This is a genomic window from Roseibium sp., assembly GCF_965233565.1.
In the GTDB taxonomy this organism is placed as follows: Bacteria; Pseudomonadota; Alphaproteobacteria; order Rhizobiales; family Stappiaceae; genus Roseibium.
Genome location: NZ_OZ247494.1, coordinates 2,811,742 through 2,837,155, shown reverse-complemented (window position 1 = coordinate 2,837,155; position 25,414 = coordinate 2,811,742). Strand labels below are relative to the sequence as shown.

24 protein-coding genes are annotated in these 25,414 nt (G+C 59.8%); 11 read left to right on the top strand and 13 right to left on the bottom strand.

The window, feature by feature from the left end; genetic code table 11:
* Positions 1 to 7 precede the first annotated feature (7 nt).
* Together ACO6TG_RS12990 and ACO6TG_RS12985 are read right to left on the bottom strand one after the other, a co-directional pair.
* Positions 8 to 1,042 carry an aspartate-semialdehyde dehydrogenase gene (locus ACO6TG_RS12990; RefSeq protein WP_094072742.1) on the bottom strand — a complete coding sequence of 345 codons (1,035 nt, stop codon included), beginning with the start codon at positions 1,040 to 1,042 and terminating at the stop codon, positions 8 to 10.
* 111 nt (positions 1,043 to 1,153) lie between these two features.
* Positions 1,154 to 1,291 carry a hypothetical protein gene (locus tag ACO6TG_RS12985; RefSeq protein WP_157738969.1) on the bottom strand — a complete coding sequence of 46 codons (138 nt, stop codon included), beginning with the start codon at positions 1,289 to 1,291 and terminating at the stop codon, positions 1,154 to 1,156.
* Between the two features lie 350 nt (positions 1,292 to 1,641).
* Here ACO6TG_RS12985 and ACO6TG_RS12980 point away from each other — a divergent pair, with 350 nt between their 5' ends.
* On the top strand, positions 1,642 to 2,139 hold the full coding sequence (locus ACO6TG_RS12980) for an arsenate reductase ArsC (RefSeq protein ID WP_422378551.1): 498 nt from the start codon (positions 1,642 to 1,644) through the stop codon (positions 2,137 to 2,139).
* Positions 2,140 to 2,187: 48 nt separating this feature from the next.
* Here the strand turns inward: ACO6TG_RS12980 and ACO6TG_RS12975 are convergent, their stop codons facing one another.
* The gene (locus ACO6TG_RS12975; RefSeq protein WP_422378550.1) at positions 2,188 to 2,940 is read right to left on the bottom strand and encodes a maleate cis-trans isomerase family protein; all 753 of its coding nucleotides are present in this window, start codon (positions 2,938 to 2,940) and stop codon (positions 2,188 to 2,190) included.
* A 57-nt stretch (positions 2,941 to 2,997) separates the two neighbouring features.
* A complete protein-coding gene (locus tag ACO6TG_RS12970; protein WP_422378549.1) occupies positions 2,998 to 4,083 on the bottom strand; it encodes a pyridoxal-phosphate dependent enzyme in 1,086 nt (361 codons plus the stop codon).
* Positions 4,084 to 4,236: 153 nt separating this feature from the next.
* On the opposite strand from ACO6TG_RS12970, the gene ACO6TG_RS12965 reads away from it, so the two are divergent.
* Both ACO6TG_RS12965 and ACO6TG_RS12960 read left to right on the top strand, forming a co-directional pair.
* Complete coding sequence (locus tag ACO6TG_RS12965; protein WP_094072737.1) at positions 4,237 to 4,572, top strand: ArsR/SmtB family transcription factor; 336 nt, start codon at positions 4,237 to 4,239, stop codon at positions 4,570 to 4,572.
* An 18-nt stretch (positions 4,573 to 4,590) separates the two neighbouring features.
* Complete coding sequence (locus ACO6TG_RS12960; RefSeq protein ID WP_422378548.1) at positions 4,591 to 5,100, top strand: arsenate reductase ArsC; 510 nt, start codon at positions 4,591 to 4,593, stop codon at positions 5,098 to 5,100.
* Between the two features lie 50 nt (positions 5,101 to 5,150).
* Here ACO6TG_RS12960 and ACO6TG_RS12955 read toward each other — a convergent pair whose 3' ends face one another.
* Positions 5,151 to 6,350, bottom strand: coding sequence for a multidrug effflux MFS transporter (locus tag ACO6TG_RS12955; RefSeq protein ID WP_422378547.1), 1,200 nt, complete (start codon positions 6,348 to 6,350; stop codon positions 5,151 to 5,153).
* 238 nt (positions 6,351 to 6,588) lie between these two features.
* Here ACO6TG_RS12955 and ACO6TG_RS12950 point away from each other — a divergent pair, with 238 nt between their 5' ends.
* Positions 6,589 to 8,808 (top strand): esterase-like activity of phytase family protein, encoded by a 2,220-nt coding sequence (locus ACO6TG_RS12950; RefSeq protein WP_422378546.1) that lies wholly within the window; start codon positions 6,589 to 6,591, stop codon positions 8,806 to 8,808.
* A gap of 184 nt (positions 8,809 to 8,992) precedes the next feature.
* On the opposite strand, the gene ACO6TG_RS12945 is transcribed toward ACO6TG_RS12950, so the two are convergent.
* Positions 8,993 to 9,490 (bottom strand): cytochrome b, encoded by a 498-nt coding sequence (locus ACO6TG_RS12945; RefSeq protein ID WP_422378545.1) that lies wholly within the window; start codon positions 9,488 to 9,490, stop codon positions 8,993 to 8,995.
* Positions 9,490 to 9,900, bottom strand: coding sequence for an antibiotic biosynthesis monooxygenase family protein (locus tag ACO6TG_RS12940; protein ID WP_422378544.1), 411 nt, complete (start codon positions 9,898 to 9,900; stop codon positions 9,490 to 9,492). Before ACO6TG_RS12940 ends, ACO6TG_RS12945 begins: the two co-directional genes overlap by 1 nt.
* Before the next feature lie 67 nt (positions 9,901 to 9,967).
* Between ACO6TG_RS12940 and ACO6TG_RS12935 the strand changes: the two genes are divergently transcribed.
* The gene (locus tag ACO6TG_RS12935; protein WP_422378543.1) at positions 9,968 to 10,408 is read left to right on the top strand and encodes a MarR family winged helix-turn-helix transcriptional regulator; all 441 of its coding nucleotides are present in this window, start codon (positions 9,968 to 9,970) and stop codon (positions 10,406 to 10,408) included.
* A gap of 36 nt (positions 10,409 to 10,444) precedes the next feature.
* Here the strand turns inward: ACO6TG_RS12935 and ACO6TG_RS12930 are convergent, their stop codons facing one another.
* Together ACO6TG_RS12930 and ACO6TG_RS12925 are read right to left on the bottom strand one after the other, a co-directional pair.
* Positions 10,445 to 11,896 (bottom strand): GntP family permease, encoded by a 1,452-nt coding sequence (locus tag ACO6TG_RS12930; RefSeq protein WP_422378542.1) that lies wholly within the window; start codon positions 11,894 to 11,896, stop codon positions 10,445 to 10,447.
* Positions 11,893 to 12,969 (bottom strand): patatin-like phospholipase family protein, encoded by a 1,077-nt coding sequence (locus ACO6TG_RS12925; protein ID WP_422378541.1) that lies wholly within the window; start codon positions 12,967 to 12,969, stop codon positions 11,893 to 11,895. Before ACO6TG_RS12925 ends, ACO6TG_RS12930 begins: the two co-directional genes overlap by 4 nt.
* A gap of 232 nt (positions 12,970 to 13,201) precedes the next feature.
* On the opposite strand from ACO6TG_RS12925, the gene ACO6TG_RS12920 reads away from it, so the two are divergent.
* The gene (locus ACO6TG_RS12920; protein WP_422378540.1) at positions 13,202 to 13,633 is read left to right on the top strand and encodes a YqaA family protein; all 432 of its coding nucleotides are present in this window, start codon (positions 13,202 to 13,204) and stop codon (positions 13,631 to 13,633) included.
* Positions 13,634 to 13,894: 261 nt separating this feature from the next.
* Here ACO6TG_RS12920 and ACO6TG_RS12915 read toward each other — a convergent pair whose 3' ends face one another.
* Together ACO6TG_RS12915 and ACO6TG_RS12910 are read right to left on the bottom strand one after the other, a co-directional pair.
* A complete protein-coding gene (locus ACO6TG_RS12915) occupies positions 13,895 to 14,284 on the bottom strand; it encodes a VOC family protein (RefSeq protein WP_422378539.1) in 390 nt (129 codons plus the stop codon).
* An 83-nt stretch (positions 14,285 to 14,367) separates the two neighbouring features.
* Positions 14,368 to 16,542, bottom strand: a complete 2,175-nt coding sequence (locus tag ACO6TG_RS12910) for a methyl-accepting chemotaxis protein (protein ID WP_422378538.1) — start codon at positions 16,540 to 16,542, stop codon at positions 14,368 to 14,370.
* 500 nt (positions 16,543 to 17,042) lie between these two features.
* Between ACO6TG_RS12910 and ACO6TG_RS12905 the strand changes: the two genes are divergently transcribed.
* From ACO6TG_RS12905 to ACO6TG_RS12890, 4 genes are read left to right on the top strand one after another with little or no spacing between them, the layout of a single operon-like run.
* Complete coding sequence (locus tag ACO6TG_RS12905; protein ID WP_422378537.1) at positions 17,043 to 17,957, top strand: hypothetical protein; 915 nt, start codon at positions 17,043 to 17,045, stop codon at positions 17,955 to 17,957.
* Entirely contained in the window at positions 17,954 to 18,364 is a 411-nt protein-coding gene (locus tag ACO6TG_RS12900) for a hypothetical protein (RefSeq protein WP_422378536.1), read from the top strand. The genes ACO6TG_RS12905 and ACO6TG_RS12900 overlap by 4 nt, the downstream gene beginning before the upstream one ends.
* Positions 18,361 to 20,859, top strand: coding sequence for a CHAT domain-containing protein (locus ACO6TG_RS12895; RefSeq protein ID WP_422378535.1), 2,499 nt, complete (start codon positions 18,361 to 18,363; stop codon positions 20,857 to 20,859). Before ACO6TG_RS12900 ends, ACO6TG_RS12895 begins: the two co-directional genes overlap by 4 nt.
* Positions 20,856 to 22,388, top strand: a complete 1,533-nt coding sequence (locus tag ACO6TG_RS12890) for a hypothetical protein (protein WP_422378534.1) — start codon at positions 20,856 to 20,858, stop codon at positions 22,386 to 22,388. Before ACO6TG_RS12895 ends, ACO6TG_RS12890 begins: the two co-directional genes overlap by 4 nt.
* Before the next feature lie 73 nt (positions 22,389 to 22,461).
* Here ACO6TG_RS12890 and ACO6TG_RS12885 read toward each other — a convergent pair whose 3' ends face one another.
* Both ACO6TG_RS12885 and leuB read right to left on the bottom strand, forming a co-directional pair.
* On the bottom strand, positions 22,462 to 22,881 hold the full coding sequence (locus ACO6TG_RS12885) for a hypothetical protein (protein WP_422378533.1): 420 nt from the start codon (positions 22,879 to 22,881) through the stop codon (positions 22,462 to 22,464).
* Between the two features lie 180 nt (positions 22,882 to 23,061).
* Complete coding sequence (gene leuB, locus ACO6TG_RS12880) at positions 23,062 to 24,174, bottom strand: 3-isopropylmalate dehydrogenase (protein ID WP_422378532.1); 1,113 nt, start codon at positions 24,172 to 24,174, stop codon at positions 23,062 to 23,064.
* 135 nt (positions 24,175 to 24,309) lie between these two features.
* Between leuB and ACO6TG_RS12875 the strand changes: the two genes are divergently transcribed.
* Complete coding sequence (locus ACO6TG_RS12875; RefSeq protein WP_422378531.1) at positions 24,310 to 25,398, top strand: helix-turn-helix domain-containing protein; 1,089 nt, start codon at positions 24,310 to 24,312, stop codon at positions 25,396 to 25,398.
* Positions 25,399 to 25,414: the final 16 nt, after the last annotated feature.

The window sequence follows — 25,414 nt, the reverse complement described above, 5'->3', positions numbered from 1 at the left end:
AGTCTGCTCAGGCCGCAGCTTTTTTCGGTGAGATCAGGCCGCGGTTCACCAGAACCTCGGCGATCTGCACCGTGTTGAGAGCTGCGCCCTTGCGCAGGTTGTCGGACACCACCCACATGTTGAGGCCATTCTCGACAGTTGCGTCTTCGCGGATGCGCGAAATATAGGTCGCGTCCTCGCCGGCGCTTTCATAAGGCGTGATGTAACCGCCGTCTTCCTGCTTGTCGATGACGAGGCAACCCGGCGCCTCACGCAGGATGTTGCGCGCTTCGTCCGCGGTGATCTCGTTTTCGAACTCGATGTTAACCGCTTCGGAATGGCCGATGAAGACCGGCACGCGCACGGCGGTGCAGGTCACCTTGATGGCCGGGTCGAGCATCTTCTTGGTTTCGGCCAGAACCTTCCATTCTTCCTTGGTGTAGCCGTCTTCCATGAAGGCATCGATATGCGGGATCACGTTGAAAGCTATGCGCTTGGTGAATTTTTCCGGTTCGATCGGATCGTTCACGAAAACCGCACGGGTCTGGTTGAACAGCTCTTCCATCGCGTCCTTGCCGCCACCGGAGACAGACTGGTAGGTGGCAACGACAATGCGCTTGATCTTGGCGTGGTCATGCAGCGGCTTGAGCGCCACGACCAGCTGTGCGGTGGAGCAGTTCGGATTGGCAATGATGTTCTTCTTGGTGAAGCCGGTGATGGCATCGGCATTCACTTCCGGCACGATCAGCGGCACATCCGCGTCGTAGCGCCAGGCCGAAGAGTTGTCGATGACGACGCAGCCCTGTGCGCCGATGCGCGGAGACCATTCCTTGGAAATGGTGCCGCCGGCGGACATCAGGCAGATATCCGTGTCGGAGAAGTCATAGTTCTCCATGGCCTGCACCTTCAGCGTCTTGTCGCCAAAGGAAACCTCGGTGCCCTGCGAGCGGCGCGAGGCAAGGGCGACGACTTCGTCCGCCGGAAAGCCGCGCTCGGCGAGGATGTCGAGCATCTCGCGGCCGACATTGCCGGTGGCGCCTGCAATTGCGATCTTGAAACCCATCTTAGCTTAGTCCTTGTCCGTCTCCCCGCTGCGCCGGCTGCCCTGGTTCTGGATGGGCGTCGCCGGCTCCCGGCGCCTCCCATCCCCGGGGAGGCGGGATGAGCGGCACCGTCAAGCGGTGGTCTTGGTGGTCTTCGGTGTACGTTTCAGTGCGGTTGCGGCATCGGTCCGGGTCTCGCCGCGCATGAAGGTAGCGCTGGCAAGGGCCAGGGACATCATATCCAGAATGTCGGCTTTCAGCCGGGTCATTGGGGGCTCGCAAACGTCAAAACTTGAGACGGCGGTGTTTTTGCCCGGAATATCGCCTGAGTCAACAAGGAAAACGATGGAATTGTGCGATTGGTATTCAACTTGTTGCTTGAAAGTGACGCATGGCTGTTTGCGCGGCCTGCTCATGAAGGGCGCGGCGATCAATCCGGCACGATATCCGGCGGTGAACTCCGGCTTGACGCATTCCTGACGCCGGAACGGGCGGTTTCCAAGTGACCGGGAGGAATAAAGGAAGCACCGCGCAACCTCTCACCGGTTTTCTAATTGACGTTACGTCAATATGGGCGCTTCATGATCGGAGCAGCACCCTGAAGGACGGAGCTGGAGCCATGAACGACGACACTTACAACATACTCTTTTTATGCACCCGCAACGCGGCACGGTCTGTCATGGCCGAAGCCATCGTCAATCGACAGGGGTACGGGCGATTTCAGGCGTTTTCGGCCGGAACCAATCCGGCGAGGGAAGTGCGTCCGGAAGTCGTTCGCTTGTTGCAGCGCATGGACTGCAACGTCGAGGCGGCCTATGCGAAAAGTCTGACGGAACTGATCGGCTCGAACATGCCGGAGCTCGATTTCATGATCACGATCTGCGACCAGGACAGGGAAAAGACCTGCCCTGTCTGGCCCGGACATCCGACAACGGCCCTGTGGCCCCTGCCTGATCCGGGGGCGCATAGAGCAAACGGGTCCGCGTCGGAAACGGACTACGCGGAAACCTTCCGGTGCCTCAGCGAAGGGCTCGCCTCTTTCATGAGCCTGCCCAAGGACCAGCTGGACCGGATGTCCCTGCGCAACAGCCTGGACACGTTTCACCGCATGCACTGAATTGCCGCGTCCTTGCACCTCAGACTGATTGGAGAGTGAGCGGACCGGCTAGTCGTTGAACAGCCTGCCGGGTCCGTGCCCTCTGGTCTCAAGGCCGGCAAGTTTCATCATGTGCCAGGCAAGGGCCAGATTGGAGCTGATCACCGGTTTGCCCAACTGCTGTTCGCAAGCCTCGATCACCTTGAAGGTGCGCAAATTGGTGCAGGAGGCAAAGACGGCTTCAACATCCGGATCCTCACCGATCGTGCACACGGCGTCCTGAACCGACTGATGAGCAATCCGGGCGACGACGGCTTCTTCGGCCTGGCCGAAGGAGCCAATCCTGACGGGATCGAAACCGTGATCCCTCAACAATGCACAAACTGCTTCCGACACGCTCTCGACATAGGGAGACACGACACCGATTTTCGAAACGTTCAGATGATCGAGCGCCGCAATGACGGCGCTCGCCGGGTTGGTGACCGCCACGGCCGAATGGGCCTTCCGGACCGCTGCGGCAACTGCGTCGGAGCCGATCACGGTGGCGCCGGACGTGCAGGCATAGCCGATGACGTCCATTGATCCGGTCTCCGGCAAGAGGGCAGCAGCCCCGGTCAGACCGTCTTTCATGCGCATCAGCGTTTCCGGCGTGACATCCGGCGCGGTCCGGATCCGGGTGTGGTAAAGCGCAAGGTCCTCCCGGTCGAAAAGAGGCCGAAACTCACCTTCAATGGTTTCATCCGCGGACAAGACGATCAGGCCGAGCCTCTTTGTTGCTTCGTCCCTGTTGTCCGTTGTGAAAGGCAGTTGCGTCGATTGCATGCTGGTTCCAGGTCTGTCGCCGTCACTTGTGCGTCTTGGGCTGCGGTTCTTGCCGGCTCAGCCGTCTTCCGGTCCCTCTGATAGGTAACACAGGACCCGCGATTGAGCGTTCAGGTTCAGGGCTGCTGCGAGCGGTCCCTTTGCGTAATGCAGGGCGGAGAGGCCGGCTGCTCCGGAGGGCGTGCTGGCCAACCCGTTCCGTGTCAGCCATTCGGTGGTGGCCGCGGCCTCGTCATCGGAAATCGTCACAAAGGCATCGGCTTCGCGCGCGAGATATTTCAAGGCCAGGTGGGACGGTTCCTTGCAGTCGAGGCGGCCCATGATGGAAACGGAACCCGGCGCAACGACCGGCCTGCCGGCTTCGACGCTGGCCTTCAGGGCCGGCGCGTCATCGGGTTCCACCACGACGATCTGCACGTTGCTGCCCCAGGTCAGCCGTGCGCTGACCGCGCAGGCCGCGGCCAGTCCGCCGACACCGGCCTGCAGAAACACGTGGGTCGGCGGCGCCGTGATCTGATCGGCAATCTCGAGGCCCATGATCAGATAACCTTCCATGACATCACGCCCGGCCTCCGTCATTCCCGGCCAGGTGCTGTCGGGTATCTGGATCCAGCCGTTTTCCAGCGCCTGTTTTTCAGCTTCCCGCATGCTGTCTTCATAGGTGGCGCCAGCCCTGATCACCTTGGCGCCGCGCAGCTGAAGGCGGACGACAAATGCTTCCGGAACCGTTTCTGCGACAAAGACAACGGCCTTTGCCCCGACCGCCGGGGCGCCTGCGGCCAGTGACAGGCCATGATTGCCGGCGCTGGCGCAGACAAAGGTCGTGCCTTCCAGCGCGGTTTCATAGGAACTTGCGCTGCCGTCCTTGAGCTTTTGTCCGGCCCGCTTGGCGATCGCATAGGCAGCGCCAAGCGCCTTGAAGCTGCCAAGCCCCATGCGGCCGCGCTCGTCCTTGACATGAAGGGCTCCGATGCCACAGGCCGTTGCGAGCTCCGGCAGATCGAGCAAAGGTGTCGGCCTCTTGTCCAGGCTGCGCACAAGAAAGGTTTCGGCCATCTCCGGATACTGGGAAACGGTCCCGTCCGCCAGCTCCGCTTCTGCCGGAAGTCCCTTGTCGCGCCATGGATTGGTGATTGATTGCATGCGGTCCGACCCTTTCAGGCTGGCAGGTCAGCAGTCCCGACGATCAATTTCAAGCCTTCTGACCTTATATGACGGTTTCTGACAAGAGAAAGTGCATGCCGTAGCGGAAGAGCAGGCTTGCCATTCCCGTAAAATATCAATATATCATGATTTATGGATATAAATTCTGCCTTAAGCGCTTTTGGTGCGCTCAGTCAAAAGACCCGGCTGGAAGTCTTCCGGCTCCTGATCAATGCGGGCCCGGAAGGCATGAGTGCGGGCGACATTGGCGAGGCGCTGGGCGTCCGCCAAAACACCATGTCGGCGAACCTGTCGGTGTTGTTGCAGGCCGGCTTGGTCCGCAATGAACGTGAGGGCCGGTCGATCCGCTATTTCGCGGATCTGGACGGAACGCAGGACTTGCTGACGTTCCTGGTGGCGGACTGCTGTGGCGGCCATCCGGAGTTATGTGCCCAGGCCTTGGAAGCAATCACCTGCCGTAAACTGTAAATCACAGGAGAGACCGCCATGTCGGACAGTGTTTACAACGTACTTTTCCTCTGCACCGGCAATTCTGCTCGGTCCATCATGGCGGAAGCCATTCTCAACCGGGACGGACAGGGGCGTTTCAGGGCCTTCTCGGCTGGCTCTCATCCGGCTGGTAGCGTGAAGCCAGAAGCTCTTGAACTTCTGAAGAAGCTCAACTTCAAGACTGGAGATTCTCGGTCCAAGGATTGGGCCGAATTCGCTGAGCCGGGCGCGCCGGAAATGGATTTCGTCTTCACTGTCTGCGATAACGCGGCAAAGGAAGCCTGCCCGGTTTGGCCGGGGCAGCCGATGTCCGCCCATTGGGGGCTGCCTGATCCGGCTGCGGTTGAAGGTAACGAGACAGAACGTCGGCTTGCTTACAGCGATGCCTTCCGCATGCTCAACAACCGCATCTCGGTTTTTGTTAATTTGCCAATGTCGTCTCTGGACAGACTGTCCTTGCAGAAGAAACTGGACGAAATCGGCAAGGCGGGCGAAGAGGTCGCATGAAGAAAAGCCGCCTGCTTGACGCAGGCGGCTTCAGCGGACAAGACGGCAGTTCAGGCGGCGGTCCGTCCCTGAGGCTGCGGGCGCAGGGTCACCAGTGCAATCGCGAGGGCGATCAGCGCACAGGCGGCCACGGCACCTGTCAAAGGCAGCGCCGTCCGGTCGAAAAACGGGCTGCAGATCAGGATCATCACGCCGCCGGCCACCATCTGAAAGGTGCCACCCAGCGAAGAGGCCATGCCGGCATGTTCGCCATGGTCTTCCAGGGCCATGACCATCACAGGTGCGATCACCTGGCCGAGACAGCTGTTGCCGATGAAGAACAGCGCCATCAGCACCGGCAGGTCGTCAATGCCGCTCCAGACCAACAGGGTCAGCAGCGATGTCGACGCCGCAAAGCCGATCACCGCCAGCAGGGCAACACGCGCCATGCCGAAGCGCTGGCCGAGCATTGCCGCGAATTGCGATGAGGCGAAGAAACCGACCGCGTTCAGGGCGAAGACAAGGCTGAAGCCCATCGGGCTCAAGCCATACTGAGTCATGTAGACCAACGGCGCTGCGGCAATGAACACGAAGAAACTTGCCAGGGAAAAGCCGCCGATCAGGGTCAGGCCCATGAATTTGACGTCCTTCAGCAGGTAAACGGCGCTGCGGATCATTGCCGTCGGGTCGATCTTTGCGCGCTGTTCCTTCGGCAGGGTTTCCGGCAACAGGATGGCCATCTGCATCACGGCGGCCAGGGCAATGATGCCAAGCGCGATAAAAATCAGACGCCAGCTGCCGAATTCGATGATCAGACTGCCGGTCAAGGGGGCCAGCATCGGTGAGACGCTGAACACAAGCATGATCAGCGCCATCAGCCGGGTCGCCTCCGTTCCCGTGTGCAGGTCACGCACCACCGCGCGCACGATCACCATGGGGGCGGCCGCACCAAGCGCCTGGACGAAACGCCCGAGCGTGAGGGCCGAGACATCAGCTGCCGTGGCACAGAGGAACGAGCCCAGGATGAAGACGGCAAGACCCAGGAAAACCGGCGGTTTGCGGCCAAACCGGTCTGCCAGCGGACCATAGATCAGCTGGGCGAAGCCGAAAGCGATGAAATAGACCGTGAAGGTCATGTGCACGGCGGCATCTGTCGTCTCAAGGCTGTCGACGATTTCGCCGACGGCCGGCAGGTAGAGGTCTATCGCAAATGGGCCGACAGCGGCCAACAGCCCCAGCACGACGGCGGAGCGCACGTATCCGATCTGCATAAGATTTTCCAATAAAAAGGCGCCAGGGGGCGCAGAAAGGGAGGTCTGGAGAATGGAAAAAGAGCCGGCCGCGTCCAGAAAAAAACATGTGGCAATTTAGGTGCTGGCTTTCAAGAGGTGCAGCGAAAAAAAGTTCGGCAGCATATCATGAAAGCTTCATGCAAGTGTCACCGATATTGTAAGGACGACCACTAGCTTGCCGCCACCTTCAACCCAATTATTCGTGGGAGCTAGTGTCATGGCGAACCTTCGCGGGCGTTTTTTGAAAGGCGTCAGCCTTGCCGTTCTGTTCGGTCTCGGGACCGTCTCGGCAGCGCAGGCCGACTATTTTGAGCGTGTCAACACCTACCCGGTCTACAAGACCCTGCCGGCAGGTGCCGACAAGGCAACGGAAACAGTTGCCGAGATCATTTACGCTTCGAAGGATGGCCGGACGCTGGCGTTCACCGACAGCCCGGGTGATGCCATTGTTTTCGTCAACGCGGCGAACCCGTTGAATATCCAGCCGAAGGCCCGGGTGGCGCTTGGCGGCGAGCCGACCTCCGTTGCCGTCGGTGACCAGGCAGCCTATGCCGGTGTCAACACCAGCGAAGACTACGTCAATGCGTCCGGCCACCTGGCTGTGATCGCGCTTGCCGACATGGGCATTACGGCAACGTGTGATGCCAAGGGTCAGCCGGACAGCGTTGCGGTCTCCCCGGACGGCAAGTATGTTGCCATTGCGATTGAAAACGAACGTGACGAAGACCTCAATGACGGCGTGATCCCGCAGATGCCAGCCGGTCACCTGGCCATCTTCGATCTGGATGAAAACGGTGTTCCGACAAACTGTGATGCGGTTCGCATTGTCGATCTGACCAGTCTTGCCGACGTTGCCCCGACCGATCCGGAGCCGGAATTCGTTTCCATCAACTCCCGGAACCAGGCTGTCGTGACGCTGCAGGAAAACAACCATCTTGCCATTGTCGACCTGGCCTCGGGCGACGTTGTTGCCAGCTTCTCCGCCGGAGCAGCTTCCGCCGAGAACATCCCCGTCAAGAAGGCACGCATGAGCGATGCCTCCGGTAGCACTGTGGATGTCCGCCGCGAACCGGATGCCGTCGCCTGGATCGACGACGAGCGTTTTGTCACCGCCAACGAAGGCGACTATGAGGGCGGGTCCCGTGGCTTCACCATCTGGAACACCAAGGGTGAGGTCCTGTTCGACAGCGGCAACCAGATGGAACATCTGGGAATGGCACACGGTCACTACCCGGCCAAGCGCGCCCACAAGAAAGGCACCGAGCCGGAAGGCGTCGCCGTCGGGGAGTTCGGCGGTGAAACGCTGATCTTCGTCAATTCCGAGCGCGGCAACTTTGTTGCCGTTTACAAGGATACCGGGGCTGAGCCGGAATTCGTTCAGTTCCTGCCGACCCATGTCGGTCCGGAAGGCCTGCTGGCGATCCCGGGCCGGGATCTCTTTGTTGTCGCGAATGAAGTCGATAGCGCGGAAGACGGTGTGCGCTCGCACCTCTCGCTCTACCAGTTCGGCGCAGACGCTCCTGCCTATCCGTCGATCACGTCTGCGACGGACCCGGAGAAGAACGCCCCGATCGGCTGGGGGGCGCTGTCGGCGCTCGCTGCAGATCCGACTGACGCAAACAAGCTCTATGCCGTCAGCGACAGCTTCTACGACGATGCACGCATCTACACGCTGGACATCGCTTCAAAGCCGGCCCAGATCACGTCCTATGTCACGGTCACCGGTTTCGACCAGGCCAAGCTTGACCTGGAAGGCATCTCGGTTGCCAAGGACGGCGGCTTCTGGCTGGCCTCCGAGGGCCGTCTTGACCGTGAGCTGCAGCATCTGCTGCTGAAGGTTGCTGCCGACGGATCCGTGGAAGAGCAAATCACGCTGCCGCAGAGCCTGATCGATCAGTCCAAGCGCTTCTCCTTCGAAGGTGTCGCCGAATTCGAGATGAATGGCCAGACACTTGTCGCCGTCGCCGTTCAGCGCGAATGGAAAGACGATCCGAAAGGTCACACCAAGATCGCCATCTATAACCCGGCGGACAAGTCCTGGGGCTTTGTTCACTATCCGCTTGATGCGCCGAAAAGCGCCGCCGGCGGTTGGGTTGGTCTGTCCGAGATCGTGTCCATGGGCAACGGACAATTTGCCATCCTGGAACGCGACAACAAGGGCGGTGAAGACGCGGCCATCAAGCAGATCACGGTGGTGTCGCTGGACGGCGTTACCCCGGCTGCCCATGGTGACGAGCTTCCGGTTCTGGAAAAACGCTTCGCAATGGACATCCTCCCGGCCATGTCGAAGGGCAAGGGCTGGGTGATGGACAAGCCGGAAGGCCTTGCCATCACCGCCGACGGCCGTCTGATCCTGGTGACCGACAATGATGGTGTTGACGATGCGCCGGGCGAAACCCAGCTGATCGACCTTGGACCGGCAACACGCCTGAACTAAAGCGTGTGGCGTTTAATGCGGTCCATCGATCCCCGGTTTTGCGCTGAAATCTTTGATTTCAGGCAGCGAACATCGAGCCCGGTTAAACGCGATTTGCTCTGAGCGTCATCCACTCAGGTCTCCCAAGACCCGACCGAAGGCCCGGCAGCCCATGGCTGTCGGGCCTTATTTGACCTCGCCAGCGCTAGTTCGTCCGGGGTCGGGCCTGGTGCAGTGTGTGCCACCCTGCCGCCAGGGCGTGCAGGCCCACCAGAAGCGCCAGTCCCAGAGCGGCCGCGTGATGCAGGCGTCGTGGAGGCAATGGTTCAAAATCGGACAGGCCAGGCAGAGTGCCTTCGACAATGGCGGGCATGCTGCCCGACAGAGCGACCATGCCGATACCGCTTGCCAGCAGAACCAGAGGTGCCAGGCGCAGTAAGCCATGTACCCACCTTGAGATCCGAACCTGCACACGTGATCGGATCGAAAAGACCGGAGGTGGCGGGCCGTCTTTCAACCAAGTGACGACACGCAAGGCTGTCAGGAGACCGGCTGTCATCCCAAGGGCTATATGGAGCCGGAGCAGCGACAAGGCGAAGGCGTCCGACTGTGTCAGGCCATAACCCGAAGCCAGGGCGCCGATTGCCGTGACAGCGATGATCCAGTGCAGGACCCGGGTGAATGCGAAAGACGAGGAAGCCATCACTCCGGGCCTTCATCCGTTCTGATCACCTGGTAAAGAGCAGCGTGAAAAACCGCTCCGCGCATGTCGCTGCCCAGATCGCTCTTGCGCATTTCGCCGATTGCAGCCTGAAAGTCCTGCGGGCTTTGCCATTGCGCCACATTTACCAGTTGGAACTTCGCGTCCGGTGACAGTGAGCGGTGCAGACGCGTGGAGATGTAACCCGGCTGGTCTTTCAAGAAGTCACGAGCCAGTTCCCAGAACCGGATCGTCTCTTCGATCTGGTCTTGCGAGACCTCGAAGGCGTTGATCAGGGTGACGGGCTGATGGGTTTTTGTGTCCTCGGCCATGGTTGTGGTTCCGGTCGCGGTTGTCAGAATGGTCAGGGCGGCAAGCAGGTTCAGAATTCTGCGTTTGATCATTATGGGCATCTCAATCTCCTTTATATAGCAAGCTATATTAATTTATATAGTGTGCTATCTAGTATATATGCAAGGCATGAGCTTCGAAAAAAATGCCTCTGCCGGTTATCTCGCCAATCACATGGCCCGCCTGTTTGCTGCGGGCCTGCACCGCCGGATCAAGCCGCTCGGACTGGCGCCGGGTCAGTTTGCGGCCTTGCTGGCGCTTTGGGAAAAGGAAGGCCGGACACAGAAGGAGCTTGTTCAGCTGCTTGATATCGAGCAGGCAACGCTCGCGAATACGCTGGCGCGCATGGAGCGCGACGGGCTGATCCACCGCCAAGCGTCGGAAGAGGATGGCCGGGTGCAGGAGATCTTTCTGACGGATCGGGCGCGGTTGCTCGAAGCGCCGGCCAAGGACGCGGCGCTGGCAACCAATGCGGAGGCGCTCGAAGGCTTTTCTGATGCGGAACGAGACCAGTTCCTGGCGTTCATGCGGCGGGCGGTTGCCGGTCTGCAAAAGAATCAGGCCCGGTGATCAAGGGCTAATCCGCCACCTGGCCTGGTCGTCTTGTCAGAAACCGCCAAACAGGCTGGCCAGTACAATGATCGCCACCAGCGCGATGAACGGCACAACAACGGCAGTGACGAAGATATCGAAGTAACTGTCCTTATGGGTGAGCTGGGCAATGCCGAGCACCGTGATCACCGCACCATTGTGGGGCAGGGCGTCGAGCGCACCGGAAGCGACCGACGTGACCCGGTGCATCGCTTCCAGCGAAGTTCCGGTTGAATTGGCAAGGGCGACGAAGGTACTGCCGAGCGCATCGAGCGCTATGCTCATACCGCCCGAGGCAGATCCGGTCAGCGCGGAGAGTGTTGTCACCGACAGGGCAACGGACACCAGCGGATTGCCGTCGCTGACAGCGAGCAGGCCGTCCGTGACCTGGGTGAAGGCAGGCAGCGCCGCAATAACCCCGCCGAAGCCGACAAGGCTGGCCGTGTTGAAGATCGGCAGAACGGCGGCATCCGCGCCCTTGTTGAGGGTCTCTCGGATATCCGGAAAGCGCCGATAATTGCTGATGATGAGAAACAGGATTGATGCGGTCAGGGCAACAACAATCGCCCAGACACCGCGCACGGCTTCAATGGAGGTGGAGCCGAAGAGCGGTTCCGCCAGATAGGCCGTTTCCAGGCGGGGAACGACAAATTCCACAAACAGGAAATTCACGGCCACCACGATCACGATGGGGGTGATTGCCAGCCAGAAGGACGGCAGGGTCCGAACCTGCTCGCTCGGCTCGATCTCGATGACATCGAACCCCTCGTTCTGGGCCTGGGCCCGCATGACGGTGTCCGGTTCCGGCATGGCATCATCATGCTGGCCATAGCCTTCTCCGGTGGCCATGGCGGAAGTGGCCCGCCGGTTGAGCCAGACCATGCCCAGGCCAAACATGATCAGGGCAGCGATGATGCCGAGGCCGGGGGCTGCAAAGGCTGTTGTGCCGAAATAGGGCATCGGGATTGCGTTCTGGATGGCAGGTGTCCCCGGCAACGCAGACATGGTGAAGGTAAAGGCGCCGAGCGCGATCGCGCCTGGAATAAAGCGCTTCGGAACACCTGCATCCCGGAACAGCGCTGCTGCGATCGGGAAGATGGCAAAAGCCACCACGAAGAGGGATACGCCGCCATAGGTCAGGACGGCACAACAGATGACGACGGCCAGGATGGCATTGCTGGTGCCGAGCTTGCCGATGACCCAGCGGGCGATGGCTTCAGCCGCACCGCTGTCGTCCATCAGCTTGCCAAAGATGGCGCCCAGGAAAAACAGCGGGAAGAAGGCGAGGATGAAATCCGCCGTGTTGATCATGAAGACCTGGGTGAAGGCGGCCAGGGGAGACAGCCCTCCGGACAGGAGAACCGCAAGGACGGCCATGACCGGGGCCAGCAGCAAAAGTGTGATGCCCCGGAAGGCGAAGAACATCAAAAGCCCGAGGGGCAGCAAGATACCGAGCAAATCGATCATGACGTTTTGACATTCCTGTCGGTGCCCGGTTCGAGATGGGCAGGTTGAAGGCTTTCTTCGAACAGATCTTTGGGACGCCAGCTTGATTCCCTGCCGATCTTGTCGCCGTTTTCCGACAGCCAGTTGTCTGCTGTCTGCCGACCGAGTGCATGCAGCTTCTCAAGGAAGGGGCGTTCGGCATTCAGCTTGCTGGAGGCGCCATACTGGGCGAGTTCGCTTTCTGACCCGATCATGTGCAGATGCGCGTCGCGATAGGCGGCCCGGTCGAGATCTTCGTGGTGGATCACCTCCCAAAGAAAGCCGACCGAGCGGAGTTCCTTGATCAAACTGCCGTTGAAGGTGATTTCGTTGAGCCGGTTCTCGATTTCTGCCGGCGTTGTCGGCACGCCGGGCCTTTCAAACGGATTGATCTGCACCAGGATGATGTCGCGGGCATCGGTCTCGTCGATCAGGGGAAACAGGGGCGGGTTGCCCATATAGCCACCGTCCCAATAGGCCTCGCCGTCGATTTCGACGGCCTTGAACAGGGTCGGCAGGCAGGCTGACGCCATGACGGCATCGCAGGTGATGTCCGGTTGCCGGAAGATCTTCGGCCGTCCGGTCCGCACATTGGTGGCGCCGAGAAAGAGCCGGGCAGCACCCGACTGGTTGATGATGTCGAAGTCGAAGCAGTCGGAGACGATCTCGCGCAGCGGATTGATGTCCATCGGATTGAACTGATAGGGCGACAGGACGCGGCCAAAGATCTGCGATGCAAAATAGGACGGGGAATAATCCAGGGTCCAGCGGCCGAGAAGCTTGTCCATCAGACTGCGGCGGATGGGGCTGTACCGGGACGAATCGCTGACGGCGTGCCAGTAGTCTGACAAGAGCTCCCTTGCCCGGTCCGGGCCGCCTTCACACAGGCCTTGCGTCAATGCAACGGCGTTCATGGCGCCGGCACTGGTGCCGGAGATGCCCTCGATCTCCAGCCAGTCCTCTTCCAGCAGCCGGTCGAGCACGCCCCAGGTGAAAGCGCCGTGGGATCCGCCACCTTGCAAGGCGATATCAACCTGTACGGATTTTCGGGTCATGACAATCCATCCCTGAAGTCCGGCTGGTCAGCCCCTTCAGAACCGGGCGCTGCACTCATCTCAGGTTGAAACAGTAGCCTTAACGCTAATCAAGTTAAACTGCGATTGTGTGACGCAACATGAACCGCCCATGCATTTGACCGCTTCCCATAAGAAACGAATGAAACTAAGAGCAGGCCCATGAGTGCGGTGCCGTCGTCTGATGCGCTGCCAACCAGTTGAAGGCGGTTTCATGACAGGCAGCCTGGCCGGGCTTTTCGGACTTTCCTTTCTCGCGGCAACCTTGTTCCCGGCAGGATCGGAGCTGGGGCTGTCCGCGATGATCGTGGCTGGAACGGATCCGGTCCTCCTGCTTGTGGCCGTTGCCAGTCTCGGCAATACGCTCGGCTCCCTGGTGAACTGGGGCCTTGGGCGCGGTGCAGCGTCCTTTTCGGACGCGCGCTGGTTTCCGGTAACACCTGAGAAACTGGACAGGGCAACCGCCTGGTATCACCGTTACGGTCGCTGGAGCCTGCTCATGAGCTGGGCGCCTGTGATCGGCGATCCGCTGACGCTTGCGGCCGGGGTTCTGAGGGAGCCGCTCTGGAGTTTCACGCTGCTCGTCGCGATTGCCAAGATGGCGCGATATGTCGTCGTCGCCCTGTTGACCCTGCAAATAATCTAGGCCGTTTGCCGCCTGCTTCTTCCGTGGCTTCACCACCTGCGCAAACCTCATCCTGAGGAAGCGCGGCAGCGCTGTCTCGAAGGACAGGCCACCTGCGCAGGTGTAAACGGTGGATCCTTCGAGACGGGCCTGGCGACCCTCCTCAGGATGAGGCTGAAAATGTGGTGAGGATGGTGAGCGGGGACAAGGCAACCGGGTGCGACGGACGGTTTGGCGTGTGCGTGAGCCCCTTCGGACCAGGCGACAGAAGACCGGTCCGTCTCAAAAGTGCTGGATCAGATCCCACTTGTTGCCGAACGGGTCCTGAAAGACGGCGACCTTGCCATAGGCTTCCGTGCGCGGTTCCTCGAGAAACATAACGCCCTTTGCCAGCATCGCCTCGTGGTCCCGGTCGAAATCGTCCGTCGACAGAAACAGGAAGACGCGCCCGCCGGCCTGATGGCCGATGCTTGCCTGCTGGGTGTCGCCTTCTGCCTGTGCCAGAAGCAGCCGGGTTTCCGAACTGCCTTTCGGGGCAACAAGGACCCAGCGCTTTGTTGCAGAAAGGGCCGTATCCTCGATCAAGTCAAAACCGAGCTTTTCGACATAAAAGGCAATGCCCGCGTCGTAGTCGGGTACCACAAGCGTGAGGGCGCTGATGAGCTGTTTCATGAGGTGTCCTGCAACCGTTTTGGCTGCTTATAGACGGCCGCGCGGCCTCTGTCGCGCGGCGATGTTGTCCAGGGCGTTTCCGGTTAGGCCGCTTCGGAAACAGACCCCTCTCCCTGCTGTTGCCAGATCTGCGCCGACAGGAAGTCATCGACCGCCTGGCTGAGCGTCGCGCTGACATCGGAGAGATCCCGGGACAGTTGGTCGATGTCGTCGGAACTGCTGCGTGTCTGGTCGATCGAGCCCTGCAGTCCGGCGACATTGCCAGCCGCCTGGGTGCTGCCGTCGGCAGCCATGGACATGGCCTTGCTGATCTCGCCGGTTGCCGCACCCTGTTCCTCGACCGCCGAGGCAATGGCCGTGGTCATTTCCTGGACGCTGTCCATGCGGGTTCCGATGGCGCGGATTGCTTCAACAGCTCGATGGGTCGAGGTCTGAACGGCAGCGACCTGGGCGGAAATCTCGTCGGTCGCCTTTGCCGTTTGTGTCGACAGTTCCTTGACCTCGGAGGCCACCACGGCGAACCCCTTGCCGGCTTCACCGGCGCGCGCTGCCTCAATGGTCGCATTCAAGGCCAGCAGATTGGTCTGCTCGGCAATGTCCCGGATCATGGAGATGACCGCGCCGATCTTTTCCGCCGACCCTGCAAGTGCGGTGACGTCCCGGTCAGTTGCCTGGGCCGCATCAGCCGCTTCCAGCGTGGTCGACAGCGCCCGATCTGTGTGCTGATTGATTTCTTCAATGGAGATCCGCAACTCCTCCGCTGCGACGGCGGAGGCCTGAACACTTTCATCGGACTGGCGCGAAGCCGACAGGGCGTTTTCTGCATCTTGAGACGCAGTGCCGGCGGTCTCGACCAGGGTCTGCGACGTTGTATTCATGACCGTGCTGAGAGAGGTCAGCTGTTCCTGGATGGTTGAAATCCGTGTCTTGAAGGTTTCAACGAGCTGATCGGTTTGGCGGCGCCTGTCGTCTTCTTCGGCGCGCCGGGCCACCGCTTCTTCCTGATGGGCTTTGACTTCAAGGGCATTGTCACGAAAGACGGCCATGGCACGTTTCATGTCGCCAATCTCGTCCGCCCGGTCCGTGCCGTCAATCTGCGTGTCCAGACGGTCATCGATCAGGTCCCGGATGTTGCGTATGAGCTGGCCGAGCGGGCGCGTGATCGTCAGGGCAAGTCCGTATCCGCCGGCCATGGCAAAGATGAACAAGGCAAGGCCGGTGCCGATCATCCAGACCTTCAGGCTTGTCAGGGGCGCCATGGCCTCCGATTCCGACTGCATGGCAAAGACAGCCCAGGAGGTCCCGAGGAAATCGAGCGGTATGCCGGCCTGGGTGAAGCTGCTGTCGCGATGGCTGGAGCCGGTAAACAGGGCGGGCGAACCGCCGAGAACGGTTTCGGTCGCCGGGTGTTCAACCCGTGTGGCGAGGATGTCGTTGACCTCGGAAAACCTGGAATCGTTGCGCAGCAGTTTGTCGTTGCCGACAATGATGGTTTCTCCGGTCGTTCCAAGACCTGCCGACCGGCTCATGATCGTGTTGATCCGGTCGATCGGCATCTGGAAAACAAGCACACCGAGCGGTGTCCCGTCCTGTTCGATGCGTTTGGCAATGAAACTTGCCGGAGCACCATGGCTGGGTGCATAGGCCTCGAAATCGAAGAAATGATTGTTGTGCGGGCCACCCTTGGCAGCAGCGCGGAACGCATTGCCCAGATCCGTGTCGGTCCAGGGGCCGTTTCCGCTGAAATTCGTGGCGAAATCCTCTTCCTTGAACACTGTGTAGACGAGATCGCCTTTGAGATTGAACAGGAAGATGTCGTAATACCCGCGCTCGGTCAGAAACGCCCGGAACCAGGGATGAAAGCGGGCGTGAACCGCATCATATCCCGTGCCGGTGTCTGCGGCGTCAAGACGGTGTTTCTGTCCCAGCGGGTTGGGATTGTTCGTGATATAGGCGGTTTTCAACCTTGCCGTCCGGTCGCCTTCGATGGCCTCGAAGGCCTCGGAAAACGCCTGGGTGGCCTGCAAGGTGAATGGCAGTTCGCTGACAAGCAGCAGATCGGCCTCGATGGCCGCGAGATAGTCCGACAATTCGGTGACCCGGCTCTGCGCGATGGCCTGCAGGCGGGTTTCCGTCAGCTGCCGGATTTCCTTGGCTGCGGTAAAATAGCTGCTCAGACCGACCCCGGCACCGACACTCAGCGCAACACCCAAAATGGCAACCGGAATCTTGTAACGAATGGATAGACTATTCCACATGGAACCCTCCAGATTTCAATCTAGGGTTCATGAATGAAGTTAATGCATGTTTAAATCAGGAGTTGCAATGACTAAAAATTATGCAGTTTTCCTGAATTGAAAAAGGACAAATTGAGATTTGATTTTCAACCCTTGCGTCAATTTAAAGTAAAATATGTGAAATGCAGAAATTTTGGTCGCCAAAAATTGGAGAAAAATTTAAAAAGAATACTGTCTTTATTGTCATTGGCCATTGTGCGCATCGATAGGCCGAGATGTTCCTGAAACTTGACTCATCCACCAAGTGAACAGTCTGGGTGGCTGTCAGGGGGCGTCTTCATTCATGAAGCTGCTGGGTGATCAAAGTAGGAATTGTTTTGCACGTCTAAAGGGCGTCTATTATGCTTGCAAGTGTTGATTATTAAGGTGCTTTTCAAGGGTGTTATCATGGGTCTTTCCGCCGTGTTTGAAGGCAGTGTCCGATTTTTGAAACCAATCGCATCTGTCCGGATAGGCTTACAATGAAACTGGGTCTCCTAGCCGTGGCGGCCGGGAAAGCGCTGTCCGAGGATCATGCCAATCTGGCATCCCATGCGGTGATGTCGGAAGCCGTAACACGTCTTGCCGATATGTCCCTCCCGCTTCAAGGTGAACTGTTGGTGCGTGCGATTGACACAGCCAATCTGATAGGCCGGGGACAGGACATCGACCAGCTCCTGCGCCATGCAGAAGCGTTTCTGGAGGACGAGGAGCAAACCTTCGAAAGTGCATCCCTGCTTTTGCGGCTTGGACGGAGAAAATGGCGCCTCGGCGATGGCGACAGTGCGCTTTCTGTTCTGAAGCGTGCTGAATCAATTTTTGAAGCGCTAGGGGTTGAGCGGGACGCGGCCATTTGCCGGGGTGGGGTAGCTGACATTCTTGCCGCACGTGGTGAGCCGGATGAAGCGCTTCGCATCCTTCGTGAGGAGCAGCTTCCGGTTTATGAGCGTCTGGGTGATGTGCGCTCGCATGCCGTCACGATGGGCAAGATCGCGGACATTCTTGCCGCACGTGGTGAGCCGGATGAAGCGCTCCGCATCCTTCGTGAGGAGCAGCTTCCGGTCTTAGAGCGTCTGGGCGATGCGCGAGAAAAGTCTATCGCGCTCTACAAATTTGCCGGTCTGAAAATAGCGACTGGAGCTCTTGAGCGTGGCGAGGTGCAGGAAATTTACGACGCCCTGGCTGAGGCGTTCGAGATCGCAATAAGCCTCAAGATCCCGGACGGTATCGGCTCGACGGGCTTTCTGTTGGGACAGGTCATAGTGCTTGGCGGACACTATGATGACGCCATCAAGGTGCTGGAGGCGGCCATCGCTGCGTTTGAGGTGCTTGGTGATGACACCAGATCAGAAGCCGCTGCGGATTTTCTAGACCAGATCAAGGAGAGGCAGTCATGACGATCGACGTGACGGTGACGCCGTCTGAGGACCGGGAACTTGTTGCCGCAGCCAGAGATCTACTGACCCTGCTGGGCAGGCAGCCTCCGGTGGTGCAGGAGGATAACATCAGCGAAAGAACGCGGGACGGGGCGCTTGCGGCCTATGCCGCGCTGGTGCTCGCCCTGCCCGGGACCTTGGTGGCGCTGACACAGCTCAGGGACATGTTGTCATCCGGGCAAAAGCGCATCGCATTGTCGGAACGGATTGAGCCGACCCTGGAGGTGGCAAGGGCGAAATCAGCGGCGGGCAAATCGCTGGTGATCAGGCTCGACGGGCGGCCGCTCGATCTGGGCGACGTTGGTGTCGACGATGTTCTCGATGCGCTGGCTGATTATGAGGAATCCAAGCGGGAGGGCAAAGTGTGACAGCCAGGATCTCTGTCATCGGCGCGAGAGTTGGTCTTCACGGGCCGACCGGCGACGCAAGCCTGCCACTAACGGACGAGACACGCGACCTGTGGCGCAGCTGGGTGAAGCGGTACCGCAAGGCGGTTCCGGCTTCTGCGCATGATCTGCTGCGCCCTCTCGGTCTTGAAATCTATGCCTGGCTGAATTCTGGAGGCTGGGCCCAGAAGTGGCTGGCGGATGGCGGTGCCCGTCAGCTCGAGATCGCAGCCGATGCGATTGTCACGGACGATCAGCGGCTCCTGCTGTCTCTTCCGTGGGAACTTCTTGGAAATGACGAGGGCTATTTCGCGGAGAATGCTTTCCAGCCCTTCGAGATCTGGCGCCGGATCGGACCTGCGCAGCCGGCACCTGAGCCACCCTATCGGGATTTGTCGCTGCTCTTCATGGCAGCGTCGCCTCGTGGTGGTGGCCCGGAACTCGACTTTGAGCTGGAAGAAGCCGCGATCTTGTCGGCAACGGAAAAACTCGAGCTTTCGCTTGCGGTCGAAGAGAGCGGGTGCGCTGACTATCTCGAAGCCCGCCTGCGGCAGCAGGAGACATTCGAGGCCATGCATTTCTCCTGCCACGGGGACGTTCTGGATGCGGATACAGCCCAAAAATTTGCGGCCGAAGGTGCGGTGCCCGGACCGAATCTTTTGCTGGAAGCCGAAGACGGATCGAAGAGGTTTGTGCCACCGGAGCGGTTGGCGGAAGTCTGGGAAAACGATCCGCCGCAACTTGTGTTTCTGTCCGCCTGCCGCACCTCCGAAGCGCCGGGCGAATTGAGCGAAGCCTTCAGTGCACAGCTTGCCCGTGGTGTTCCGGCGGTGCTCGGGTGGGATGGGTCGGTCAACGATCCGGACGCGATCGCATTTGCCGAAGAATTCTATGGTGAACTTGCTGCAGCCCGGACAAGCCCGCAGGCGGTTTGCCGGGCCCGGCGGAAACTTCTGTCGGCCTCGCAGGGCGGGGGCCGCACGGGTCTGCACTGGCATCTGGCGCGTCTCTGGCTGGGCGGGCGCGGAGGCGGTGCGCTGTGTTCCCGGGAGGGGCCACGGCGGCAATTGCCCAGGAATGCCGGGTACAAGTCCTATCTGGACGACCAGCGCAAGCTGGTCCAGGTTGCCGGTCCCTTGGAGTTTGTTGGCAGGCGCCGTTTCACCCAAGACGCAATCAAGGTGCTGCGCGACAATGAAACGCCCGGCTTGCTGCTCTTCGGGATGGGCAATCTCGGCAAGTCGAGCCTTGCCGCGCGTGTTGCCAACCGACTGCCGCATTTGAAAAGCCTGGTCATATTTCAAGACTATGACGCAACTGCAATTCTGGAAAAGCTGGTCGATGCGCTGAAACCGGAAGAGCGCGCGGGCTTTTTCGACACATGGAAGCAGCCGGTTCAGGACAATCCTTCTGCGCTTGCCGGGGCGCTTGAAAGCCTTTTGAAAGGGCAGTTTTTCAGCGAACCGATCCTGTTGATCATAGATGACCTGGAACAGGTACTGGAAGATCCGGAGCCTGGGCAGAAAAAGACGCCGCTCAAAAGAGACTATGGCTGGAGCGACGCAATTGCGGCCGTGTTGAGCGCATTTCGCAAAGACCGCGCAGGCAGCCGTCTTCTTTTCACCAGCCGCTACGATTTTTCAGCCGTCGACGCGGCTGGAGAAGATCTGGCGCTGAACCTCAACAAGATCCAGTTGACACCGTTTACATCGCTTGAACGCGAAAAGCAGTGGCGGGCGGAGCTTTCGATCCGGTTGCGCAGCGAAGATGCCGTTGTTCGGGATGCGGCGAATGCTGCCATTGCCGATGAACGCTGCACTGAGCTTTTGAAAAAATGCCTGGCGAGTGCCGATGGCAATCCGGGTCTCCAGGACATCCTGACCACTCCGCTGCTTGCCAGTGAGTTCGAAGCCGTTCAAGAGGCGCTGGAGGCGATTGAACAGCATATGGCGGATCCGGGCGCCGTGCCGGAGGAAAGCAACAAGGCCTTTGAATTTTTCCGCAGAATGACGTTCGCCAAATACCGTGAAGCGCTAAGCCGGTCTGAGTTCCGTTACCTGAGTGCGATCTCCTTTTTTGGTGAAGGTCACTGGCCCGAAACCATGGAGCCTGAAGCAAGAGCGGAGTTGCAGGCCTACCAGTCGGTTCCCGTGCCAGTGCCGGAAGCGGCTCTCACTGCCGTTGCCGCAGCGGCTGCCATCGGCGAGGCGGTGGCCGCAAAGCAGAGGTTGATCGGGCTGGGTTTGCTCGAAGCCCACGCGCCGTTTCAAACCGGTGAAACGGAGCCGGAATTCCTGGTCAACCGTTTTGCAAGACCGATTGCCGAGCCGTTGTCGGACGAAGACCGGGAGAGCTTTGCCCGCGCAGCCTTGCCATCGCTGGAGGCGCATTGGGCCGAAGGAGAGGATAAGTGGCCGCAGGATGGCCGTTCCGTCGAAGCCCTGCGTCTTGCGCTGATTGCCGGCGTTTCGGCATGAATCTGGGTCTCCTTGCCGCAGCGGCCGGGCACGCGCTGGCCAAAGATCATGCCAATCTGGCAGCCCATGCGGTGATGGCCGAAGCCGTGAGACGTCTTGCCGACGAGTCCCTTCCGCTTCAAGGCGGGCTGTTGATGCATGCGATTGACACAGCCGATCTGATAGGCCGGGGAGACGACACCGACCAGCTTCTGCGGCATGCAGAAGCGTTACTGGAGGAAGAAGAGCAAACCATCGAGAGTGCTTCCCTGTTGTTGCGGCTGGCACGGAGAAAACAGCGTCTGGGCGATAGCGACAATGCGCTTACCGTCTTGAAGCGTGCTGAAGCGATGTTTGAAGCACTCGGGGTCGAACGGGGCGCGGCCATTTGCCAAGGTGAGGTGGCAGACATTCTTACAGGCCGTGGTGAGACGGAGGAAGCGCTTCGCATCCGGCGTGAGGTGGAGCTTCCGGTTTATGAGCGTCTGGGCGATGTGCGCTCGCGTGCCGTTACGATGGGCCAGATTGCTGACATTCTTGCAGACCGTGGTGAGCCGGATGAAGCGCTTTGCATCTATCGAGAGGAGCAGCTTCCGGTTTTTGATCGTCTGGGCGATGCGCGCTCGCGTGCCGTCACGATGGGCAAGATCGCTGACATTCTTGCCGCCCGTGGTGAGACAGATGAAGCGCTTCGCATCCGGCGTGAGGAGGAGCTTCCGGTTTATGAGCGTCTGGGTGATGTGCGCTCGCGTGCCGTGACGATGGGCCAGATCGCGGACATTCTTACAGGTCGTGGTGAGACGGATGAAGCACTTCGCATCCGGCGTGAGGAGGAACTTCCGGTTTATGAACGTCTGGGCGATGTGCGCTCGCGTGCCGTGACGATGGGCCAGATCGCGGACATTCTTAAAGGTCGTGGTGAGACGGATGAAGCACTTCGCATCTATCGAGAGGAGCAGCTTCCGGTTTTTGAGGGGCTGGGCGATGTGCGCTCGCGTGCCGTCACGATGGGCCAGATTGCAGACATTCTTGCCGGCCGTGGTGAGACGGATGAAGCGCTTCGCATCCGGCGAGAGGAGCAGCTTCCGGTTTTTGATCGTCTGGGCGATGCGCGCGCGCGCGCCGTTACGATGGGCAAGATCGCGGACACTCTTGCCGGCCGTGGTGAGACGGAGGAGGCGCTTCGCATCCGGTGTGAGGAGCAGCTTCCGGTTTATGAGCGTCTGGGCGATGTGCGCGAAAAGTCAGTCGTGCTCTACAAGATTGCCAGTTTGAAAATAGAGACTGGAGCTCTTGAGCGTGGCGAGGCGCAGGGAATTTACGACGCCCTGGCCGAGGCGTTCGAGATCGCAAAAAGCCTCAAGATCCCGGATGGCGTCGGGGCAACGGGTTTGTTGCTGGGGCAGATCCTGGTGCTCGGTAGCCATTATGACGACGCCAGCAAGGTTCTGGAGGCGGCAGACGCCGCATACAAAGTGCTAGGCAACGAGGCAGGAGCAGCTGCTGCGGCGGAGATGTTGGCGATGATCGAAGCAAGGAGGGATCAATGATGGTGGAAACAAGTACCTGAACAGGGGACCGGTTTTCAACCAAGGATACCGCGCTCGGTTGGTCCAAGTCTCGTTATTGCGCCCGCCGATAGACAGAAATGTTCTTGAAACTCGCAACATCCACCAAGTGTACGGTCTGGGTCACTGTCAGGGTGCGGCCGTCTTCGGAGAGTTCGCGTTCCGCCTTCATGATGGTCAGGCCGCCGCGACGGGCTTCGGATACCAGGTTCCTGTCGCCCTGAAACACCAGGCGCATGGCGTCGACCAGGCCGCTCTTGCCGAGTTTCACCTCTGGGCCGTCAGGCACGGCCTCGAAGGTGTCGTTGGTGACTTCTCCATCCGCTGCCACCTGGTTCATGGAGAAGATGGCCATGCCGAAATTGTCTTCGATCTTCAGAGTTGCACTTTTAGGCGGCTCACCCTGTTCGAAGTCGCTGTCTTCGGTGTCTAGGATCCAGGTGCCGAGAAAGGGCGCGAGTTTGTCTTCGGTCATGGGGTCAACAGGGTCCGGATTGAAAGGCCGCCAACGGGATACATGCCGGATCAAGGGCAGTTCAACCGAAATCGACTGAACTGTCCGAAAATGACGGCGAAAAGCCGTGTGCCTCCCTGTTCGATCGAACGGGGAGGCACACAAGGTCAATCTTGTAGGGCCGGAAACCGGCATCCGGACTTAAGCGCTGAGAGCGTCCAGCTCGGCAACAATGGCATTGCCCATTTCGGACGTCGTTACGGTTGCCTGGCCTTCCGACGCGATGTCCTTGGTGCGCAGGCCCTTGTCCAGCGCGTTGGCAATGGCCTTGTCCAGCTTGTCGGCGGCTTCGACTTCCTCGAAGGAATAGCGCAGGGCCATGCCGAAGCTGGCGATCATGGCGATCGGGTTGGCGGCCCCTGTGCCGGCAATGTCAGGCGCCGAGCCGTGCACCGGCTCGTAAAGCGCCTTGCGCTTGCCGGTCACACCGTCCGGGGCGCCGAGGGAAGCGGAGGGCAACATGCCGAGCGAACCGGTCAGCATGGCGGCCACGTCCGACAGCATGTCGCCGAACAGGTTGTCCGTGACGATGACGTCGAACTGCTTCGGCCAGCGCACAAGCTGCATGCCGCCGGCATCGGCCAGCATGTGTTCCAGCTGAACGTCTTCGTAGCCGTTCTTGTGGGTCTGGGTGACGACCTCGTTCCAGAGCACGCCGGATTTCATCACGTTGCGCTTTTCCATCGAGGTCACCTTGTTGCCGCGGGTGCGGGCAAGTTCGAAGGCGACGCCGGAAATACGTTCGATCTCGTAAGTGTCGTAAACCTGCGTATCGACACCGCGCTTCTGGCCGTTGCCCAGGTCGATGATTTCCTTCGGCTCGCCGAAATAGACGCCACCGGTGAGCTCGCGCACGATCAGGATGTCGAGGCCTTCGATGATGTCCTTCTTCAGGGACGAAGCATCGGCCAGTGCCGGATAACAGATGGCCGGACGCAGGTTGGCAAAGAGCTGCATGTCCTTGCGCAGGCGCAGAAGACCGGCTTCGGGGCGGACTTCATAAGGAACGTCGTCCCATTTCGGACCGCCAACGGCGCCGAAAATAACCGCGTCGGCCGCCATGGCCTTGGCCATGTCTTCTTCGGAAATGGACTGACCATGGGCGTCATAGGCAGAGCCGCCCACGAGGCCTTCGTCCGTTTCAAAGGACATGCCGCCCTTTTCATTGAACCAGGCGATGACCTTTTTCACTTCCAGCATGATTTCCGGGCCGATGCCGTCGCCCGGCAGCAGCAGAAGATTTTGAGAAGCCATGGACGCTCCATCCCGCATTTGTTTTAAACCGATGCGTTGGGTTAGCGCGTCGGCACCCGTGTTTCAAGGCAAGCCAGTTGCGAAGAACTCAATGAAGACCTACGGAAAGGTCAAGAACGGCACGAAAGGTGGGGCATGTCGCTGGCCATTGAATTTGCATTGCGCGGGGGCGCTGCCGGGATCTGTCTGCTGCTCGGCGTCCTGTGGCTGGCAGAAGGGCGCAGTCTGACAGCCCGGCTGGGTGCGGCTTTCGTGTTGATCACCTGTTGCTACATTCTAGCCTCTTCGCCGAACTCACTTGCGCTATTCGGCCCGCTCCAGTTGGCGCTCGGTGTTACCGCCTCCTTCGGCTCCGTTGCGTTCTGGCTGTTTGCGCGCGCGCTTTTCAAGGACAGATTTCGATTAAGGCCCATTGATGCGGTGCCGGCAGCCATCATCGCGCTCTGCCTCACTGTGAAGATCCCGAGGGATGGCGGGTTTCTCGATGATGCTGCGGCCGTTATTCACGGCGCGACCATCTATGCGATGCTGTTTCACGTGGTCTTCCTGGCACTTCGAGGCTGGCAGGGGGACCTCGTTCCGGGGCGGCGCGCCTTCCGGCTCGCGGTCGCGACACTGATCCCGCTGATCTCCGTGATCACGACAACAGCGGAAATCGCCAATCGCTGGACCGAGCTGCCACCCCTCCTGATAGACCTGCATCCGGTGGTGCTGTTTTCCGTCACCTTCGGATTTGCGGTCTGGGGGCTGCGTGTCAACAGGGAATTGTTTCCGGCCGAGGGCAGTCTCAAATCCGCGCCGCCCTCGCAACCTGTCGTTCGGGAAAAAGCGGGACAGCTCAGCGCGCCCGACCGGATCGAACTGGACAAGGTTCTGGATCATATGGAGCGCGGCGGGTATCGCGAAGAGGGCCTCACGGTCGGCAAGCTCGGCACCGGGCTCGACATTCCCGAACACCGATTGAGGGTCCTGATCAATCAGGGGCTCGGCTATCGGAACTTCACGGCCTTTCTGAACAGCTACCGTCTGCGCGAGGCGGAAACCATTCTTGGCGATCCGAACCAGGCCCGGGGCCAGATTGTGCAGATAGCGCTGGAGCTTGGCTACGGTTCTGTCGGCCCCTTCAACCGTGCCTTCAAGGCCGAAACGGGCATGACACCGACCGAGTACCGGGCCGCCAGGTTCGCCGATCTTGAAAAAAGAGCGCCAAAACCGAAAAATTAGTGCTCTTTTTGCAAGT

What these genes read in the sequence shown, in the direction of transcription:
- ACO6TG_RS12915 (WP_422378539.1), bottom strand. Translation starts at nt 14,284, where the DNA reads ATGAAACAGCTCATCAGCGCCCTCACGCTTGTGGTACCCGACTACGAC.
- ACO6TG_RS12975 (WP_422378550.1), bottom strand. Translation starts at nt 2,940, where the DNA reads ATGCAATCGACGCAACTGCCTTTCACAACGGACAACAGGGACGAAGCA.
- ACO6TG_RS12970 (WP_422378549.1), bottom strand. Translation starts at nt 4,083, where the DNA reads ATGCAATCAATCACCAATCCATGGCGCGACAAGGGACTTCCGGCAGAA.
- ACO6TG_RS12925 (WP_422378541.1), bottom strand. Translation starts at nt 12,969, where the DNA reads ATGACCCGAAAATCCGTACAGGTTGATATCGCCTTGCAAGGTGGCGGA.
- ACO6TG_RS12935 (WP_422378543.1), top strand. Translation starts at nt 9,968, where the DNA reads ATGAGCTTCGAAAAAAATGCCTCTGCCGGTTATCTCGCCAATCACATG.
- ACO6TG_RS12930 (WP_422378542.1), bottom strand. Translation starts at nt 11,896, where the DNA reads ATGATCGATTTGCTCGGTATCTTGCTGCCCCTCGGGCTTTTGATGTTC.
- ACO6TG_RS12945 (WP_422378545.1), bottom strand. Translation starts at nt 9,490, where the DNA reads ATGGCTTCCTCGTCTTTCGCATTCACCCGGGTCCTGCACTGGATCATC.
- ACO6TG_RS12920 (WP_422378540.1), top strand. Translation starts at nt 13,202, where the DNA reads ATGACAGGCAGCCTGGCCGGGCTTTTCGGACTTTCCTTTCTCGCGGCA.
- ACO6TG_RS12940 (WP_422378544.1), bottom strand. Translation starts at nt 9,900, where the DNA reads ATGCCCATAATGATCAAACGCAGAATTCTGAACCTGCTTGCCGCCCTG.
- ACO6TG_RS12960 (WP_422378548.1), top strand. Translation starts at nt 4,591, where the DNA reads ATGTCGGACAGTGTTTACAACGTACTTTTCCTCTGCACCGGCAATTCT.
- leuB (WP_422378532.1), bottom strand. Translation starts at nt 24,174, where the DNA reads ATGGCTTCTCAAAATCTTCTGCTGCTGCCGGGCGACGGCATCGGCCCG.
- ACO6TG_RS12980 (WP_422378551.1), top strand. Translation starts at nt 1,642, where the DNA reads ATGAACGACGACACTTACAACATACTCTTTTTATGCACCCGCAACGCG.
- ACO6TG_RS12950 (WP_422378546.1), top strand. Translation starts at nt 6,589, where the DNA reads ATGGCGAACCTTCGCGGGCGTTTTTTGAAAGGCGTCAGCCTTGCCGTT.
- ACO6TG_RS12885 (WP_422378533.1), bottom strand. Translation starts at nt 22,881, where the DNA reads ATGACCGAAGACAAACTCGCGCCCTTTCTCGGCACCTGGATCCTAGAC.
- ACO6TG_RS12985 (WP_157738969.1), bottom strand. Translation starts at nt 1,291, where the DNA reads ATGACCCGGCTGAAAGCCGACATTCTGGATATGATGTCCCTGGCCCTT.
- ACO6TG_RS12955 (WP_422378547.1), bottom strand. Translation starts at nt 6,350, where the DNA reads ATGCAGATCGGATACGTGCGCTCCGCCGTCGTGCTGGGGCTGTTGGCC.
- ACO6TG_RS12905 (WP_422378537.1), top strand. Translation starts at nt 17,043, where the DNA reads ATGAAACTGGGTCTCCTAGCCGTGGCGGCCGGGAAAGCGCTGTCCGAG.
- ACO6TG_RS12900 (WP_422378536.1), top strand. Translation starts at nt 17,954, where the DNA reads ATGACGATCGACGTGACGGTGACGCCGTCTGAGGACCGGGAACTTGTT.
- ACO6TG_RS12990 (WP_094072742.1), bottom strand. Translation starts at nt 1,042, where the DNA reads ATGGGTTTCAAGATCGCAATTGCAGGCGCCACCGGCAATGTCGGCCGC.
- ACO6TG_RS12875 (WP_422378531.1), top strand. Translation starts at nt 24,310, where the DNA reads ATGTCGCTGGCCATTGAATTTGCATTGCGCGGGGGCGCTGCCGGGATC.
- ACO6TG_RS12890 (WP_422378534.1), top strand. Translation starts at nt 20,856, where the DNA reads ATGAATCTGGGTCTCCTTGCCGCAGCGGCCGGGCACGCGCTGGCCAAA.
- ACO6TG_RS12910 (WP_422378538.1), bottom strand. Translation starts at nt 16,542, where the DNA reads ATGTGGAATAGTCTATCCATTCGTTACAAGATTCCGGTTGCCATTTTG.
- ACO6TG_RS12965 (WP_094072737.1), top strand. Translation starts at nt 4,237, where the DNA reads ATGGATATAAATTCTGCCTTAAGCGCTTTTGGTGCGCTCAGTCAAAAG.